Origin of the sequence: Pseudoalteromonas ardens (genome assembly GCF_030125445.1) — a bacterium.
GTDB classification, from domain to species: domain Bacteria; phylum Pseudomonadota; class Gammaproteobacteria; order Enterobacterales; family Alteromonadaceae; genus Pseudoalteromonas; species Pseudoalteromonas ardens.
In genome coordinates this window covers 1,075,398-1,092,826 of sequence record NZ_JASJUV010000001.1, presented here as the reverse complement: position 1 = coordinate 1,092,826, position 17,429 = coordinate 1,075,398, and the positions used below count along the sequence as shown (strand labels likewise).

General features: G+C 46.7%; 12 protein-coding genes. 5 read left to right on the top strand and 7 right to left on the bottom strand.

The window, feature by feature from the left end; all coding sequences use genetic code 11:
* Nucleotides 1-16: 16 nt before the first annotated feature.
* Nucleotides 17-646: a uridine kinase gene (udk, locus tag QNM19_RS04055; protein WP_049865267.1), complete on the top strand. Its 630-nt coding sequence runs from the start codon at nucleotides 17-19 to the stop codon at nucleotides 644-646.
* A gap of 17 nt (nucleotides 647-663) precedes the next feature.
* Nucleotides 664-1,887: a NupC/NupG family nucleoside CNT transporter gene (locus QNM19_RS04050; protein WP_010380163.1), complete on the top strand. Its 1,224-nt coding sequence runs from the start codon at nucleotides 664-666 to the stop codon at nucleotides 1,885-1,887.
* 332 nt (nucleotides 1,888-2,219) lie between these two features.
* On the opposite strand, the gene QNM19_RS04045 is transcribed toward QNM19_RS04050, so the two are convergent.
* The 4 genes from QNM19_RS04045 to QNM19_RS04030 form a co-directional block, all read right to left on the bottom strand.
* A complete protein-coding gene (locus tag QNM19_RS04045; RefSeq protein WP_049865268.1) occupies nucleotides 2,220-3,125 on the bottom strand; it encodes a hypothetical protein in 906 nt (301 codons plus the stop codon).
* Complete coding sequence (locus QNM19_RS04040; protein ID WP_049865269.1) at nucleotides 3,122-3,919, bottom strand: glycoside hydrolase family 25 protein; 798 nt, start codon at nucleotides 3,917-3,919, stop codon at nucleotides 3,122-3,124. Before QNM19_RS04040 ends, QNM19_RS04045 begins: the two co-directional genes overlap by 4 nt.
* A 149-nt stretch (nucleotides 3,920-4,068) precedes the next feature.
* Nucleotides 4,069-4,320 carry a DUF2999 family protein gene (locus QNM19_RS04035; RefSeq protein WP_049865270.1) on the bottom strand — a complete coding sequence of 84 codons (252 nt, stop codon included), beginning with the start codon at nucleotides 4,318-4,320 and terminating at the stop codon, nucleotides 4,069-4,071.
* A gap of 15 nt (nucleotides 4,321-4,335) precedes the next feature.
* The gene (locus QNM19_RS04030) at nucleotides 4,336-5,541 is read right to left on the bottom strand and encodes an RsmB/NOP family class I SAM-dependent RNA methyltransferase (RefSeq protein WP_082225494.1); all 1,206 of its coding nucleotides are present in this window, start codon (nucleotides 5,539-5,541) and stop codon (nucleotides 4,336-4,338) included.
* 248 nt (nucleotides 5,542-5,789) lie between these two features.
* Here QNM19_RS04030 and QNM19_RS04025 point away from each other — a divergent pair, with 248 nt between their 5' ends.
* Nucleotides 5,790-6,008: a hypothetical protein gene (locus tag QNM19_RS04025; protein ID WP_049865271.1), complete on the top strand. Its 219-nt coding sequence runs from the start codon at nucleotides 5,790-5,792 to the stop codon at nucleotides 6,006-6,008.
* A 222-nt stretch (nucleotides 6,009-6,230) separates the two neighbouring features.
* Nucleotides 6,231-7,592, top strand: coding sequence for a hypothetical protein (locus QNM19_RS04020; RefSeq protein WP_284026361.1), 1,362 nt, complete (start codon nucleotides 6,231-6,233; stop codon nucleotides 7,590-7,592).
* A 114-nt stretch (nucleotides 7,593-7,706) separates the two neighbouring features.
* Here the strand turns inward: QNM19_RS04020 and QNM19_RS04015 are convergent, their stop codons facing one another.
* Nucleotides 7,707-8,054, bottom strand: a complete 348-nt coding sequence (locus QNM19_RS04015; protein WP_284026360.1) for a hypothetical protein — start codon at nucleotides 8,052-8,054, stop codon at nucleotides 7,707-7,709.
* Nucleotides 8,055-8,406: 352 nt separating this feature from the next.
* On the opposite strand from QNM19_RS04015, the gene QNM19_RS04010 reads away from it, so the two are divergent.
* The gene (locus QNM19_RS04010) at nucleotides 8,407-9,270 is read left to right on the top strand and encodes a bile acid:sodium symporter family protein (protein ID WP_049866050.1); all 864 of its coding nucleotides are present in this window, start codon (nucleotides 8,407-8,409) and stop codon (nucleotides 9,268-9,270) included.
* 544 nt (nucleotides 9,271-9,814) lie between these two features.
* On the opposite strand, the gene QNM19_RS04005 is transcribed toward QNM19_RS04010, so the two are convergent.
* Together QNM19_RS04005 and QNM19_RS04000 are read right to left on the bottom strand one after the other, a co-directional pair.
* Entirely contained in the window at nucleotides 9,815-10,207 is a 393-nt protein-coding gene (locus QNM19_RS04005; RefSeq protein WP_049866051.1) for a hypothetical protein, read from the bottom strand.
* A complete protein-coding gene (locus QNM19_RS04000; protein ID WP_284026359.1) occupies nucleotides 10,198-17,343 on the bottom strand; it encodes an FG-GAP-like repeat-containing protein in 7,146 nt (2,381 codons plus the stop codon). The genes QNM19_RS04005 and QNM19_RS04000 overlap by 10 nt, the downstream gene beginning before the upstream one ends.
* Nucleotides 17,344-17,429: the final 86 nt, after the last annotated feature.

Here is a 17,429-nt window from a genome sequence, read left to right as displayed (position 1 = left end):
CTGGGTGTGAACTTTAGTGACACGAACAATTATAGCCATCGCCGGCGCATCTGCGTCCGGTAAGTCTCTTTTTAGTCAAACTATTTATAACGAACTAGTAAACGAACTTGAGTCGGGTGCCATCGCCGTTATAGAAGAAGACGCCTATTATAAAGATCAATCGCATTTGCCGTTTGAACACAGAACTCAAACGAACTATGACCATCCGGATGCGTTTGAACATGCGTTAATGAAAGAGCACCTGACGCAACTGCGTCAAGGTAAGTCTGTACAAGTACCGACTTACGACTATGCTCAACATACACGCAGTAGTGAGACACGCACGGTAAACCCGGCAAAGATTTTAGTCGTTGAAGGGATCTTACTGTTAAGCGATCCAGCATTAATCGAAGAATTTGATATCAAGGTGTTTATTGATACGCCGCTTGATATCTGTCTGCTGCGAAGAATGCAACGAGACATAGAAACTCGCGGTAGAAGTATCTCTTCGGTGGTTGAGCAATATCAGGCAACGGTAAGACCTATGTTTTACCAATTTATTGAGCCTTCAAAGCACAATGCCGACTTGGTCGTTACCCGTGGCGGTATGAATCGCGTTGCGATTGATATTATTAAAAGTAAAATAAAATATTTACTGCAAGAATAATACGGGAACAATCTGGCATGACAACAATAATGAGCTTAGTCGGCATGTTAATGCTACTAGCCATCGCCTACGCAGCTTCCACCAAGCGTAGTGCCATTAATTATCGAACCGTGGGTATCGCATTTATCATGCAAATACTCATTGGTGGCTTCGTACTTTTCGTAGAAGCCGGTAAAAACGCGCTGGCGGCTATGTCGAAAGCGGTTTCATCTGTGATCGGCTATGCCAATGACGGGATCAGCTTCCTGTTTGGCCCATTGGCCGGTGCGGACAACATAGGGTTTATTTTTGCGATCCAAGTACTTCCTGTGATCGTATTCTTCTCAGCCCTGGTCGGTGTGTTATATCACATCGGTATTATGGAGTGGATCATCAAAATCTTAGGGGGTGGTCTACAGAAGCTGCTCAAAACGTCCAGACCAGAGTCTTTGTCAGCAACGGCAAATATCTTCGTAGGACAAACTGAAGCACCTTTAATCGTAAAGCCTTTTATCCCTAAGATGACCCAGTCAGAACTGTTTGCTGTAATGGTAGGTGGTTTGGCGACAGTAGCAGGCTCTGTCATGGCAGGCTATGTTGCTATTGGGGTTGAATTAAAGTACCTGATTGCAGCCAGCTTTATGGCGGCGCCAGGCGGTTTCCTGATGGCTAAAATGATTGTGCCGGAAACCGAAAAGCCAAAAGAAAATCTCGCAGAGGTTGATAGCGGCGACGACAAACCGGTTAATGTGATCGATGCAGCAGCAGCTGGCGCATCAAGCGGTATGCACCTGGCACTAAATGTCGGTGCAATGTTACTGGCTTTTGTGGCACTGATTGCACTATTAAACGGGTTACTAGGTGGTATTGGTGGGATGTTTGACCATCCAACACTGACACTACAAGAGATTTTAGGCTATGTATTTGCTCCGGTTGCCTGGATGTTAGGCGTACCTTGGGCAGAAGCCACTCAGGCAGGCAGCTTTATCGGCCAGAAACTGGTTGTAAACGAGTTTGTTGCTTACCTGGACTTTATGAATTATCGCGACACGTTAAGTGAACACACACAAGCGATTGTCACATTCGCGTTATGTGGATTTGCTAACTTGTCATCGATAGCCATCTTACTAGGCGGATTAGGCGGTATGGCGCCGAGTCGAAGAAAGGATATCGCACGCTTAGGGCTCAGGGCGGTTTTAGCAGGGTCTATGGCTAACCTAATGAGCGCAGCAATTGCAGGGTTTTTCCTCTCGCTAGCTTAGAAACTTAATGAGATAAGCCTCAGTTGCAAAACAATTGGTTGGTTGCTTTAAGGGGTTAGAGTAACCAAACTAACTTGAACGATACTTCACCAAAGGGCCTTTATGGCCCTTTTATCGTTTCTATACGCTCATACCAATTTCACTTAATACTTGGTCTATTTGAAGGAGCAAATATGACGCTAACAGCGTTAAAAACTTCTCATTTAGAACCTGATACCTTAAACATAGGTTCACAAATTTTTGCCTCGCCTATAGGGATGTAGGTGCCTCAGCGATAGCAGGACGCGGGAGCGGTGTTGTCGACTATATTTTCTCGCCTCAAAATAGAACACTTAATTAAGCAAATTGGTATCACTTCTTTTTGCTATCCGGTAGGTTTCCTGTGCATGCAGGTAAAGCCCTTTCACTATGCGATAGAACCCCCAAACAAGTAATAACGGCATTAAGATTAAATCAAACAGATTCACCGCCAGTGTACTCACTAAATAATGCGACAAAGCGTTCTGCTGATACCTGACATGCTTAGGCGATACTTTTTCCAGTTCATGAATGCTCGACTCCGCTTTGTCTTTTAATGACGCTTTATTTTGTCCATGCGTAACATCCTGATGATATTGCAACAACGCTGTACGACCCGTCGTTTTATAGCTGGCACTGACAGAATGGCTAATGGCACCACTGATATGAATGGCGTAGGGCAACATCAGATGCAGCAGTACAAAAGCCAACAATAGTCCCTCACATACCCGTTTAAGAACAGCACATAGCACCACAGGTAAACCAAATAACTCAGCGCATAGCCAAACCATCGCGCCACTTAACGTGGCAATCAGCAGCGGCATAGCTATGACATGTGCAGCCTCACTGAGCAACGACAATATCTCTACAGCAACCAGTGAGGCAAGATTCAGATTAATGCCTTGCTGCAGGTAATGTGTCACTGTCGCAATCATATTACCGACATCGACCTTAAACTCGGCAATAAATGACACCCCCACCTGGCTGCTTTCCACCACTTTGAGTAGCCCGTTGATCTCTGCAAGGTAAAACAAATCATCCAGCGCCTGAGTTTCAACATGGTGTAAATAAGCCTGATTACTCAGATACACAGCATCCGGTTGATGCTGCCAATCATGATAATGGATCACCGCGATAGTCAAAAAACCAATCACCACCAGTAGTAACAGAGCCCGCATAACCGTGTGCTCGTGTTGCCAAAGCTGTTTCGCAAAGCTCATGATTTTGCTCCCATACTTGTGCACTTCATAGCATTTAGTCCCGGCTCTCCCGCTATCACCACATCCATATCAACCGAAGTACGCACACCTGCAACTTGGGCTGAATCTGAATATTGCCATAACCACCAGGCATGTGCCTGCTGAGGAACACTGGGGCTGTCAGCATAATCGGCCAGCCAAAAAGGTTGGTTAGCAAACTGGGCTGATAAGTTCTCTTGCCAAAAATCGCCATAACTATACAAAATGGTTTTACACCCTGTTCGCTGCTTCACGGCTTCTATAAACTGCGAAACCCCATTGCTGATCTGCTGCGGTGTGCGATTACTGGTGATCTCTACATCCAGCATAGGTATCAGTGTCAGCTCAAGCCCTTGCACGGTTGTCATAAAGTTATCGACCTGCTTAGTGGGGTCATCGTCTGGTTCAAAATAGTGATATGCCCCCACTTGCAACCCCGCTGACTGTGCCCCTTTAAAATGAGCATAGAATTGTGGATCCCGATAGGTTATACCATCGGTGGCTTTGATATAAACGAACTGTACGCCTGCTTGCGAAACCTGTTGCCAATCAACCGTCCCCTGGTAGTGTGACACATCGATCCCCAACACAGCCTTAGCATTAGGATCACTGAGATATTGCTGAAGACTTTTCGGAAAAAGAACATCATTCAACGCACCATCCTGCTGAGCAGGAGGCATAAATCCGGGCCGAAAGAAAAACAACAAACAGGCAATGGCCATAAACAGCACAAATACCATAGGGGAATCGTGTTCGAGTGTTTTGCTGGAGAGCATTCAGTATCCTTCTCTAAAATATGTGCTACCGAGCGACTAGCATCTAGTTTAGTCAAAGGATGTGGGTTTGTCTGACAGGTGATTTAAAAAAGCAAAAGAAACCAAATGGCCGGTCTTTACGCCCGGCCAACGAGTACAGGTGAAGTGATTTACTGTTTAAGCTGTGCCTTTGCCTGCTCTACTTTATCGTAATCAAGACCCAGTTCCTGAACCGCTTCTTTGATAAGCCCCGGATTTTGCATCACCAGGGCCATTAGTTGTTGTAGTTTTTCAGCTGGGATATTGAGTTGCTGAACAACCGCCATAGCCATCAAAGGGTTTTCGGTCAGTGCCTGAAATACCTCATTGATTTTTTCATCACTGATGTTGTGCTCTTTGAGCAAGGCAATAATGGGATTCATATTTTTTGTCCTATTTTAATCTTGTGGTAGTTCGTTACGGCACAATACGGCGCCATAAAATCCATCAAACTCTGAGTTTATCCCCGGCAGCAAACTCAGTTCCTGTTGCAGGGTCCAGTCAGGGTTAGCGTCTAAAAATTGCACGACCTGTTGCTGATTTTCGACCGGCAGGATGGAGCAGGTTGCATACACCAGTTTGCCACCCGGACGGCACATCTGACTATATCGTTGCAACAGATCGGCCTGAAGCGCAATCAAGTCACTAATACTTTGCTCGCTAAGGTGCCATTTGCTATCTGGATTGCGGCGTAATACACCGGTCCCGGAGCATGGTACATCAAGTAATACCCGATCAAACTTATCTTTGAGGCGTTTGATGGTTTTATTGTTTTTAATCGCTCTCGTCTCAATCATATGGCAACCAGCACGTTTTGCCCGCTTTTTGAGCGTATCCAGCTTGTGCTGATGGATGTCCATCGACAGCAGACGGCCTTTGTTCTTCATTAGGGCTGCAAGGTGTAAGCTTTTACCACCAGCCCCCGCACACGCATCAACCACTTTCATGCCTGGTGCAACGTCCAGTAACGGTGCAATTTGCTGAGACCCGGCATCCTGCATTTCACACTCTCCAGATTGGAACGCGCTGGATTTAAATAGTTTATCTACCGCCTGAATGACCAGTGCATCAGGCAACGCAGAAGAAATGTGTTCACAGGAGATCTGTTCCCGCTCTAACTTACCAGCAAGGGCATCTGCCGAGGTTTTTAAGGTATTGGCTCTAACATAATAGCCCGGTGCGCGATTTAACGCTTCAGCCACCTGAGGCCATTGCTGACCAAGCTGAGAGCTCCCCAGGGTATCCAGCCAATCGGGATAGCTAAGCTGAATGGCTTGTGATGCAGTATCCAGTCGGGTTAATAGCTCAGCCTTTGAAAGATTTCGCATTTCTGGCCAGTCGGGAATTGGCTTATCGTTGAGTAACTGAAAAGCCTGCCACACAGGCCAGAAATCCTGTTCGCTGGCATTACTGGCATAGGCCAATTTGCGAATAAAACGGACCAAATCATACAGGGTCGTAACAAAATACGCTTTGTCTTCGCGACGCCAGTGAGGATTATCGTGTAAGTGGTGCTGAATGACTTTGTCAGCATATAAAGATTGTTGGAATATTCCGTTAAATGCGGTGTGTAATGTACTGATAAGTTGACGATCAACGGTCACGCGATGTTCTCTGCCTGCAAATATTGAATATCAATTGTAGCGCTTTTAAGCGGCTCAAACCACTGATGGATGCAGCGCCAGCGCTTCAATGTGGGTTGGCTATTATCTGACCTGGTTAAAGAACAGGCAGAACCAAATAGTTAACAATATAAACACATTGACAACACCAACTTTAGATGCCAAATTAACTGTACCCGCAGTAGGAAACTCCTGGGTATACGAGTTGAATCAATAACTAAGGAAATGTTATGAAACTACAAGTAAGAAAGTCGAATCTGAAATCTCTATCTCAATCCCAGCAACTTAACCTAGCTCAGACACCCAATGTGGCCGGTGGCCAGATTGAACCAAACAGCAGCTACCCAACTTATCGTAACTGCCCTCCTCCGGGTGATTCGATGGACTGTGCAACTGCACCGGCACAGGGTATGATTTGTGTGATCACAGGGCCCTGCGGCGACTTCTAAGCCCAAAAATAGTTTAAACTAACAAAGGCAGCGCTGATCTGCAGCCTGCCTTAATGCACCGATAATCTCACAGACTTGCCCGCCGGTAACAAAAAGAAACAAATCGACCTGTTTTGTATACAAATCGAGCACACTGTCCACAAGACAAGTACATGCGAAGCTTGTTAGAATGAAATTGGCATTCATATGCTCAACAACAGGAATTTATAAATTGGAGAAAAGATGAAATATAAAGGACTTTTTATCGCTGTCGGTGCAGCATTGACACTCGCGGCATGTGGCGGTTCATCAAACGATAACTCGGTTGCAAGCAAAGAACAACAACCAAAGCCCAATACCTCAAAACCAACGCCAGACCCCGTATTTTCAGTGACGGCAAGACTGGTGCCTAGCTCATGCAGTAACACGACCACACCTGCAGTCGCAGAAGTGGTTTTTCATAATGCCAGTGGCAAGGCCATCTCTAGTGTAACAACAGGACAAGATGGAAAACTGACGCAGGCCCTGCCAGAAAACACACATCATGTTTCATTAATCGCCAATAGTGCGAATAATCAGCAGATGCCAACTCAGCTATTTACATTGCTGGATGTTACTAACACAGATTATGGCATCATCACATTTGACCAACAGCTACCCTGTGAATATCCCAGAAAAGAATTTGATCTCAGTGCACTTTCTGCCAGCCAACCTGATTACTATATCAGCGGTCTTATAGGCGACGAAATGTCCCTACAAGACCCGGTAACTGACATAACATATATTGAAGCTGAGAGTAAAAATAGGCTTATGCATATCAGTAACGAAGACTACACTGATGTACGTGGCGGTCTGTTCAGCCTGGAAGGCGAAAGTCCGCTAGAGTTAACTGATGAAGCATTTGATAGTCCTGGTGTAAGAGTCAATCTCGTCGATTTGCCTCTATCAAAAATAGACAGTATTAACTCTCGCGTACTCCTGACGTCATTCAACGACAGTGAACAACTCAGCGCGCAACTCATAGCTGGGCCTAATTACCGTCACAAGTATATTTTTCCTGAACTTGCGACCACCAGCTATGCATATAACTCTATTTCCGAACGCGCTGTATTGCCCGGCTTCGATATGTTCACCAGTTCTGCCACTGTGCATAGCATTGACGATGACGGTCAGCCCAGCGAAACCGCACCGCTGCTGTATGACGCAGCACTGCAAAACGCCTTCATGCAATTTGCACAGTCTATGGCCCAGCAAAGCAATGGCAACTTGTTCCAGTATGACTTCTCCAATGTCGATGATCGCATCAACCTGATCGCCATCACATTACGATGGGAAGATACCGTTAATGGCAAAGTTAAATGGGAAGTACTAAGTAAACCCCAGGCAGCGATCCCCAACTTTGAGTTCGGTAATGCCATCGATACCACTATCAACACAGTAGAAAGCTTCGAGCTGAACCTGGATATAACCGCATTTAACTTCTCAGGAGAGTTTGACGCTCTAAGACAGGAGTTTCAAAAAGCGGCGGCTGGAAATATATACACAGATACCTCGCTCTTAAAAGGGGCTGCCGTTTATAGTTTTGACATTGAAACGTCTGAGTAATTAACAATATAGCTGAACACAGTAACTATTATGAACTTTCAGCGCCTATAGCACGCTAGATATAAAAATGGCCTGTTCGGGAACAGGCCATTTTTACTTTAATTGCACAGCGTACTAATCAAAAACATAGAAAAAGTTTGCGGCATTTATTTTTTGAGCATTCTCGGGACCGCAAACAACAGGATCATGTAAATACACTTTCATTCTTTTCCCTGAAGCAAATGCCATCAGCAAAGTGGAGTAGAGTTTGTCAGGATCAGTTGCATCACTCGTCATAAAGAAGAGCTTTTTTTTATCACCACATTGGCTAACATCAGCCTCGGTGGTGAAAAAAGTTGAATTAGACCCATATTGGCCCACTGATGTTATCTTGGTTGGTACAGTCCACCCCGCGGCCAGTACACATGTATTGAAAAACAAAAGACTCATTCCAAAGACCGACTTTAAGCTCGCTAATTTCATTATTTTATTTCCTCTATATATATCTGCATTTCATCAGGCCCAACCATAGGTGAGCGGGCGCTGTTAGCCTACGGCCAGGAAGCCCAGTTTAACCCGGTTGCCTGACAAAATAGCGGCCATTATGATAATAATTAGCGTGAATACAACTGTTTTAAGGCGATCAACGCATACAACTCCTTCCAGCGCCTGAACCTGGCCACATTGTATCCTATATGCTTTCCGCTGCAGGTCAGCTTGATACCTCTGCACTGTCGTCATATCCCCTTCACATCCTACCTGTACAAAATACCTGTGACGGCATATCACATCCGTTGTTAAGATAAGCTGAGTCAGGCCAAACAAGGACAAAAAGATGCCATCTGATTTAATTGAAATAGGCTTACCCATTGCGCTCATCCTGATCATGGCAGGCGTCGGCCTGAGTCTGACACGTGCAGATTTTCGACGCGTCTACCATCAGCCCAAGAGCTTCTTCATCGGTGCAATTTGCCAGCTTATTTTGCTTCCCGTGCTTGCTGTTGCCACCATTGCACTGACCGGGTTAAGTGGCGAACTGGCCATTGGCTTATTTATTCTGGCTTTGTGCCCCGGTGGCACAACATCCAACCTTTACACGTATTTAGCGAAGGGAGATGTTGGCCTGTCCGTGTCTTTAACCGCGGTTGTTGGCTTTATAACCCCTTTTACTCTCCCCTTTCTGGCCGCCTGGGCGATCGGTTATTATGGGCAAAACAACACCTTGATAGAGTTTCCGGTCCTCAAGGCGTGGCTGCAACTCATTGTGGTTGGGGTGGTCCCTGTACTTGTAGGTATGGCCATCAATAGCAAATGGCCTGAATTTGCAAAAAAAGCCAGTCCGTATATCAGCCGTTTCTCTGTCGCAGTATTGCTTTTGGTGATTATCAGTATCTGTATCAAGCTAGAAGACAAACTCGTCGATTATCTGGTTCTGGCAGGACCTGCGGTGATCGCATTGAATCTGGTTTCTATGCTCGCAGGGTTTATTGTGGCCCGCACTTTTTTGCATCAAGTGATGCAAACTCGCACCATCACACTGGAAGTTGGATTGCAAAATGGTACGCTCGCTTTATTGGTGACCACAGGCTTGCTGGGGAATGAAGTGATGTCTATTGCACCGAGCATTTATAGCTTGTTTATGTTTGTCAGTGCAGGTTTATTTACTGCATGGGCAATTAAAACGCATGACACCCCCTGACCCCAAAATCAGAGTACACATGCTAAGCGCGGTGACAAAGGTTGCATGTAGCAGCAAAACTCGCATTGATGTCGGCATTCACACGTTTTGAGTGATGACACATTTTGAGTGACCCCCCGTGTATTCTCTGAACTATTGTGGACAGTATCAAAGTCGAAATGCAAGGCTATTGAATGTTACGTTTTCTATAAGCTTCCCATAGTAAGACTTGCAATTTTAACTACGAAATATGATTTTGGGTGGTGTCTATGTAACTTTTCATCGCCGTTGACACTCTTAACCTATTGTTCAAGAGTACGGTAACTGTAGCCAGTATAGGGTTGGTGTTTTAGTGAAATCGTGCCTCTTACCACCAAAATACCGTTCAAAAATCACGCTATCTACATAAAAGAACTATGACAGGTTGAAACGGGTTTAACACCAGCAACAAATTCTGTCTTAAATTGCTGAAGCATTTGTTTTAAATGCTTTGAATACTAGAGGGTTATTTTTGCAATCAGAATAAGGGCGGGATTTCCAGCCCTTATTCTGATTTATCGAGGTTTTACTTTGCCTTCAACACACTCAACTTACTTAGTTTCATGCGGTTTTGCGTCCCCACTACATAAACATAACGCTCAACATTGGACCTGGCATATTGCTCAAAAGACTGATTGTCTTCAAAGTCCAACTCCACCGCCTCATAAAAGCGGCGGTGCGTTAGTGCTTCTTTGTTGTAAAACACATAGGCTTTTTGTTCAAACTTTCCCTTCCCAATGTGCTCTTTGCCAAACCATAGGTAACCTTCAATCCAAATAACTTGCCCATCATAAGCAGATGGATTAGGTAACAGCTCAAAGAAGCTGACTTTTTTACCATAGTTCTTACTGGCGCTAGAATCACAAGCGAGCAGTAAAAAGGATAAGCACAGGGCCTTAAGAATTATCGTTAGTTGCATTTCTTTCCACATAGTTTAGTTGTCGTACCTCCGGTCTTATATGACCATAATGATACATCTCCACCCGAAGGTCCACGGCTAAGAAAAACGACACTCATACTTCCACTCGTAACAGTTGAGGTATCGGCCCCAGCTGTAAAACCAATATTTGAAAATCCATGAGAGTGCCAATCAGAAACCGGTTTGAAATTTCCGAATGTCGAATCGCTTACAGTCACTGAATCATGCATAAAATCGGTCACAATTGAGCCACCATAGAATTTTGTTTCAACTTGACCCAGCTTCGGATTATAAACCATGTCATTTTTAAAGATCTCAGCACCGATTTCCATATCATATTTTTCAGAGAGCGGGTGGACATTATCATGGAACCACTCAGCCACCTCTTCAGCAGTGTTAAAACCTCCTGAGTTATTTTTCTTATCGAGCTTAGATTGCAGCTCCGACAAGGTTTTATTGATGTCGTTGACTTGCTCTTCCGTCAAATCTTTTACGGGCCCTGTCGAGGACGCAGAACGAGTATCTTTGACTTCGGGTGTCTTTTCGGTCTCTCTTTGCTTTTGCGGATTCGGATTACCATCAGTGTCAGCACTGCCTTGTTGCTTCGTTTCAAGACCATCAATACAACCACCACCTGCTGCCATATTGAGCATACAGGTAACCGCCTGACCTTTCGCGAACCCTTTAGCCCAGCCGCCGGCAAAGTTCGCCAGTGCCGTTCCGCCCTGATTCGCTGCCTGGATAATACCCACCGCCAGCTTTGCGTAACCATAGTATGAATAGGCTGTCAGTAAGCCACTGAGTACAGTCGCCGTCACACCTGTGATAATTCCCTGGCTGATTGCCGCATTCAGTGCCCATACCGCAATCGTCGCAAAGATATATCCACTGGGATCGGTCTTATTCAGCGGGTTATTCACCACATACGAATAGCGGTTCAGGTTCTGAATATTATTCGGTGCCTGCACCATAGGATCTGCCTGTAAGAAACGTCCCAAGATTGGGTCGTAAATACGACCGCCCATGTGCACCAGGCCCACTTCATCCATTTGCTCATGACCCGTATAACCACGTAACGTCAGCTTGCTGGTGAACTTATTCTGGTCGCTATAGTCTCTAGCCCAGGTGGTTGCGTTTCGCCGTGCACCAAACACATCAAAGCTCATCACCTGCTCTTTCTTACCACTGGCATCCGCAATCACATGCGTTGAACCCAAGTGGTCGTCCAGCATAAAGCGCGTCGTCGCCTGATTGTTCACTGTGGTAATAAGTACCTTGCCCGCAATGTAGCGCTTGCTCACCCAGGTGCTCTGGCCACCATAACGAACGAACTCCACATTACCTACATAGCGGGTTTCCTGTGCGATTGGAATAAAGGTGCTGATATCCCCGTTGAGGATAGGCAACAGCAAACCTTTTTCACCACCAAATTCAGTACGCTTATAACGCTTACCAGAACCTGAGTAGGCAAACTCCATCCAGTAGCTGTCTTTTTTGATGTAAACCGGCTTGTGGAAAGTGTTGTATACCAGCTCTCGGGCATTGTCCTTCACCATGTTACCTGCCGCATCGTACTGGTAGGTATTGGCTCTGTCACCCGTGACTTTGGTCACTGCATGGGGGCGGCTTGACTGGTAATGATAATGGCCCACACCTGTTTTATAGGTGATGTTACCCAGCTCATTATAGTTGATTGTGGTGCTCGGCCCTCCTGATATTGCACTGCTGGAGACCCGATTCAGGCTATCATACCCGAACGTTTCTTTCTTACCAATCGTATGGTCCTGACGATAGTTCAGGTTACTCAGACTACTCCAGTTATAGGCCCAGTTCTGTAACGTGCCACTGCCCGTTGACTTCAGACTGGTCAGCAAGCCCGTTTTCTGATCGAACACCTTAGTCCGGGTAATGCGACTGCCCAACTTCTCCGTGGTGATGTTACCAAAAGCATCGCTCGCAGAGGCCTGCCAGACAATACTGTTAGTTTGCAAGTCTTTCAGGGAACTCAGGTGCTTGTGAGCATTGTAGTGGTAAGTCACTGACTTGCCCGAGGCATCTGTCTCTTTATATAGCTGACCGGCATTATTGAACGACCAGATTTCCTTATAGGTACTGCCGTCAATCACCGTGTGTTTCTCACGAGTACGACCAAAGCTATCGTAATAAAAACGTTCGGTAAAACCTGTCACCCTGTCCGTAGAGCTCGACACTTTCCCCTTGGCATACGCGCCACTGTCATAGCTATAGACCAGGTGGTGTTCAAGCTTAGTACCTCCACGCTTTCGCTGTACACTTGTATTTCGGCCCAGTACATCGTATTGATACGTGATCACATTACCATTGCTGTCTGATTCACGAATCAACTGATGGTAAGCATTGTAGGAGTAATTGACAGTGCCCTTGTCTGGATCGATTACACGGGTTTTGTTGCCGTACTTGTCAAAGCTGACCTGGATCTTATTACCCTTAGGGCCAGTTAGCAGACGCGTTTTACCATTTTCATCATATTCATAGTAAGCCGACTTATTATTTGCATCAGTCACCTTAACCAGCAGACCCATCGCATTTGTCAGCTGTGTATGTCTCTGATTCGACGGGTTAACCGTGGTCACACTCTCGCCGTTGTACTCGGTTTTCCAGATGGAGCCATCGGCTTTAGTTACCTGCACAACCCGGTTCTGCTTATCGTATTTGTACACATTCCAAAGCGGCGTGCCACCATGGAAATACGGCATGGACTCTTTATACTTGCGACCTTTGGTGTCATAGATATAATCAACGTTAATGAATGTGCCGCTCAGAGACATACTAGAGTCACGCAGCACACGACCATACTTATCAAAGTACTGTCGGCTCGTCGGGCCGCTTTCTGACGTATTTTCCTCGTAATAGGCAGCACCACTCACACAACCACTGGTGCACCAGTATTTACTCTGGCTACTGCTCAGTGCTTTAGTACCTGTTTTGCTTGTGTTGTCGGCCGGAGTCGAAGTTTCTCCCGTCAGACGACCCAATTTATTATAGGTATAGTAAGTACGCTGGCCATTGGTAGACTGGGTATAAGACTTGCGACCCAGGCTGTCATGGCCAATAGTACTGCGATGGCCCAAACTGTTCTTCTCACCAGTCACCAAACGATAGGTGCTATCGTAAAAAGTTTCTACGGTTTTAGTAGGTAATCCCGATTTAGAGACCGTTTTCTTCCTGACTAAGCCATACCCGTTAAGGGTGTAGTTTATAATTGCCCCATTGTCTGCACTCGACCTAATTAAACGCCCTTTGCTGTCATAGGCAAAGGTTGAGGTATGGGTATTCTGATAGTTCCCTTTATTCGTGCCATTCAAACGGTTCAGATAACGCTTTGTCTCCACCGTTTTAGTAACCCGGCCACCATGATAGCTGTAACCATACGTGTTCGTTGTATCCGTCTTTGCATAGCCATTTCTTGTATCAACCACACTACTTTGTTTCAGTGGATTACCGAAGCTATCTACCGATGATACCGTTTTAGTTTTGGTCGATATAAGCGTCAGACTGCTAACATCTGTATTATAAGTTTTAGTCACGACTTTAGAAGGGTACACTAGGTAAGGTTTAGTGCTGTTCCCAGTGACAAAGCTTGTTTCCTGCTTACGACCATAACTTGAGGCCATGTCTGATTTCAGACGCCAGATACTGGTGTTGACAGAAGCCGTACTCATGGTCGCAAACTGGGCGCTGTTTGAACGAACAGGTGACGCCATTGCACCGTTGAAGCCCTCTGCCGCACTGAATGTCTCTATCGGTGCCACTCTTGGTAACTCACAGGCTCGGTCAGCTTCCCAGCGACAGTTACAAGTTTCAGGAAACACTTCACACGGGTCAACAGGCCCGCCACCGCCGCCACCTGAACCACCGCCAGAGCCGCCACCTGAACCACCACCGGAAGACGTGTCACTACCATAACGCACATAGGTCTGAACCCGCTCCGGGCTACCCCGGTAATCCCCATCCTGACGATACGTCGTGACTATCTTAGTACCACCATTCACGCTTTCAGCTTCAATCTGACGGAAGCCCAGCATGCCGCGACCCACCTGGGCCTTTGCACCATGATACTTGTACTTAATGGTGTCATCATTCTTAATGAGTGCACTGACGACCCGTGCCCCTGACTTCATATCCGTAACACGACCATTACCCCAGCTCTTGGTCCGGGCATCGCTATGTGGTGTATAGATATTACGGTTATTCAGCGTCGAATACGACACCGTGGTATACGCACCAAATCCGTCTCGTACCGACGAGATCAGATTGGTCGGTGCATCCGAGTTCTGATAAAGACCCATGCGCCCCTGAAATACCAGCTTGTCCGCAGCACCGTCACCAGTGACATCCATAAAGGTCGTAAAGTCATAGTTAGAGCCATGCGAGGTCAGTTTACGATACGTGAAGCCTGTACCATTGTAAAAGTAGAAATGGTCGCCATGGTCTTCCCGGTATACTTCAGGGATCCCGTCACCATTGATATCAAACACCTTCAGGCTCGGCTTGTTATAGTTAAATAACTTAATTCCACTGGCAAACCCCGTTCCTGTATTGATCCGCGCATACCAGTCATTGTTACTATTGCGGTACAGAATATCTGCCAGACCATCGCCATTCAATTCAACCGCCTGAATATCTTTATACGAACTGGTACTGCCTAAAGAGTAAAGCTCTGCGAAGGTGTCATTACCCGTTGAAACCAGGATTTTCCAGTAATAACTGTTACGGTAGCCCTGAGTGGTAATAGGGCCAGATGCCCGGCTTAGTGACTGTGCCTGCGCAGCCTGTTGATCCGCCTGTAATAGCGCACTGGCTGCCGGGCCGCCTACCATATTCACCGGGTTCAGCTGACTCAGATTAACCGGGGTAATGGGTGCTGATTCACTACGCTGTGTGACCGTACCACCACCGATGCGCTCAACCTGACCACCAAATCGATCTGCCAGGCTTGAAGAGGCCCCTACGTGATTAACCTTAACCGCCATTGGAGTGGGTTCAACCCCTCTGGGATCTTCACAGAAAGGTGGTCTTTCACAGGGTGGATGAATATCGTCATAATAAGTACTCACTCGCACTTTAGCGAGGAAATCAGCGCGACCATCCCCATTAAAATCCATCGCCTGGAAGGTGTTGTCTTCTTTATCGTACGACATCATAGTCGCCGTTGAGCCACTCGGTGCCGACAGGTTAAACTTCAGCGCTTTTGCTGTGCCACTGGCCAAACCATTTTTAGTGCCTTTCTGATAAGACAGCTTATTGCCCACAAAATGCAATAGCTCAGGGTAACCATCTGCGTCTATGTCTAAAAAGCGCGTGTTATCATCCGAGCTCGGCTTACTGATCCCGGTCAGCTGCGTAAACGTGAAATTCATCGCTGACGTATGACGCATCAGTTGCCAGTACTGGCTACTGCCCTTCATATACAGGATGTCGTCTTTGCCATCCTTATCATAATCAATGACTTTCCAGGTTTTACGGAAGGTTTTCGTAGCAATATCATGAAAACGACGTTCATCGCCAAAGCCACTGCCCGTATTCGGGATCATGTATAAATGATCTGACGAGCTACCCCGGTCGTTACGCACATAAGCGATATCGGTCAGGCCATCCCCGTTGAAGTCCATAAACTGGTGCGCCTTATAGCGGCTGTTTCTCGAGTAGTCACGACCAATGTCTGACCCCAGACGAATGTTACCGCGCGTCTTCCAGTTGAACACAGTGGGTGACAAACAGCTGTTGTCCGACGAGCAGGCCTGTACTTTTTGCAGCGCACTTTGTGTGACGCCGGTGCCAATGTAGCGGTACGTCAGCTTATACTTACGCAGCAGATTCCCTGAGTAATAAGAGTCAATTTGCTTGAGGCGTTTGGTCAGGCCAACCTTGTTCCCTTTCAGATAAGAGACTTTGTTCTTATCTACACGGTCTTCCCAGGTAAAGCGGATTTCATTGCGGGTGCCGCCTGTGCCATAGCCTGAATACTTCACCGCCGTCGGGTAATACTCCAGACTGCCGCTGACCTTGGTATAGTGGTAGGTGTAGTAGTTACCCGAAGCATCCTGAACACGCTTCAGTGCCCAGGCAAATGCCTTACCCTGCTTTGAGTTAATCAAAGCATCCGAGGTGCTGCTGTACTTACCATAGGTATATTTATTGCCTTCTACATCCATTACCGTGAAGGCATACGGGCCTGTGCTGGTGCTGGAAGTATGGGCAATGATTTTCTGGCCACTGTTCTGACGCGTACGGTATTCCGTGTTGTTGGCGCCATAAGTCTGACCGGATTTCACAATCAGACGCTGGCCGTCCAGACAAAAGCGGTCGTTGGTATCAAAGTTGACCGCACCGGCCTTGCCGTCGGTTTCCATATTCTGCTCACAGCGGGTAATCGCACTGAGTCCACCAATGGCAAACCCCACACCCACATGACCATTGTTGGGGTTAGACGCATAACTCAGAGAAACAGATGGCTTCAGTCCACCCGTTGATTCGCCCGTGGTGATGGGAATGGAATAAGTAAACTCACCACTGGGTGACACGTTACTCTCTGCCGGCAGTGAGCCCACATAATCATTGGTGTTGATAGCTGAACTCAAACCCGTCGCCTGGGCATAATGCACCAGCTCGGCAGATGGGTTTACAAAGTCACTACGAAAGTCATAGTTCACATCGCGTACCTGCATCCGCGTACCGATGTCACGCAGGTCAATGCCGATACGGTAAGGACGTACCTGGCCATTTGAAATAAGCAATTCATGTCCAAGATCGGACTGCATCAGAATGTCCGGCTGACCATCTCCGTCAAAATCGCTGCGCAGACGCTTACCGACCACATCCAGCTCGTCGCGCAGTGCTGTAAAGTCTTTCTTTGACAGATACTCCAGTTTGTATCCGTTTGTCGTTTCGACCACTCGCACATAGGGCAAGGCATTGTGAACACGAATACTTACCGGGGCGTCATCCGCCGTGGTGACCTGTTTAACAGGCTGCTGATAATAGAGGTGGCCGTTACTGTCTCCCCAGACATCGCTGCTGGGGGTGACCGGGCTGGCCTGTCCCGACACACTAAAAGCCCCCAGCATCAGGGCCAGGGTTCCTTTGTACTTAAACATGTTTGCTCACTTTGATTTTTTATTTTTATCTGACGTTAATACCTGTCTGCATTTACACACATCCAGTTTGAAGACACACCGCGCGC

Bases quoted from the DNA above. Each gene is read 5' to 3' on its own strand.
- QNM19_RS04010 (WP_049866050.1), top strand. From the start codon at position 8,407: ATGCCATCTGATTTAATTGAAATAGGCTTACCCATTGCGCTCATCCTG.
- QNM19_RS04040 (WP_049865269.1), bottom strand. From the start codon at position 3,919: ATGCTCTCCAGCAAAACACTCGAACACGATTCCCCTATGGTATTTGTG.
- QNM19_RS04050 (WP_010380163.1), top strand. From the start codon at position 664: ATGACAACAATAATGAGCTTAGTCGGCATGTTAATGCTACTAGCCATC.
- QNM19_RS04035 (WP_049865270.1), bottom strand. From the start codon at position 4,320: ATGAATCCCATTATTGCCTTGCTCAAAGAGCACAACATCAGTGATGAA.
- QNM19_RS04020 (WP_284026361.1), top strand. From the start codon at position 6,231: ATGAAATATAAAGGACTTTTTATCGCTGTCGGTGCAGCATTGACACTC.
- QNM19_RS04005 (WP_049866051.1), bottom strand. From the start codon at position 10,207: ATGCAACTAACGATAATTCTTAAGGCCCTGTGCTTATCCTTTTTACTG.
- QNM19_RS04025 (WP_049865271.1), top strand. From the start codon at position 5,790: ATGAAACTACAAGTAAGAAAGTCGAATCTGAAATCTCTATCTCAATCC.
- QNM19_RS04015 (WP_284026360.1), bottom strand. From the start codon at position 8,054: ATGAAATTAGCGAGCTTAAAGTCGGTCTTTGGAATGAGTCTTTTGTTT.
- QNM19_RS04045 (WP_049865268.1), bottom strand. From the start codon at position 3,125: ATGAGCTTTGCGAAACAGCTTTGGCAACACGAGCACACGGTTATGCGG.
- QNM19_RS04000 (WP_284026359.1), bottom strand. From the start codon at position 17,343: ATGTTTAAGTACAAAGGAACCCTGGCCCTGATGCTGGGGGCTTTTAGT.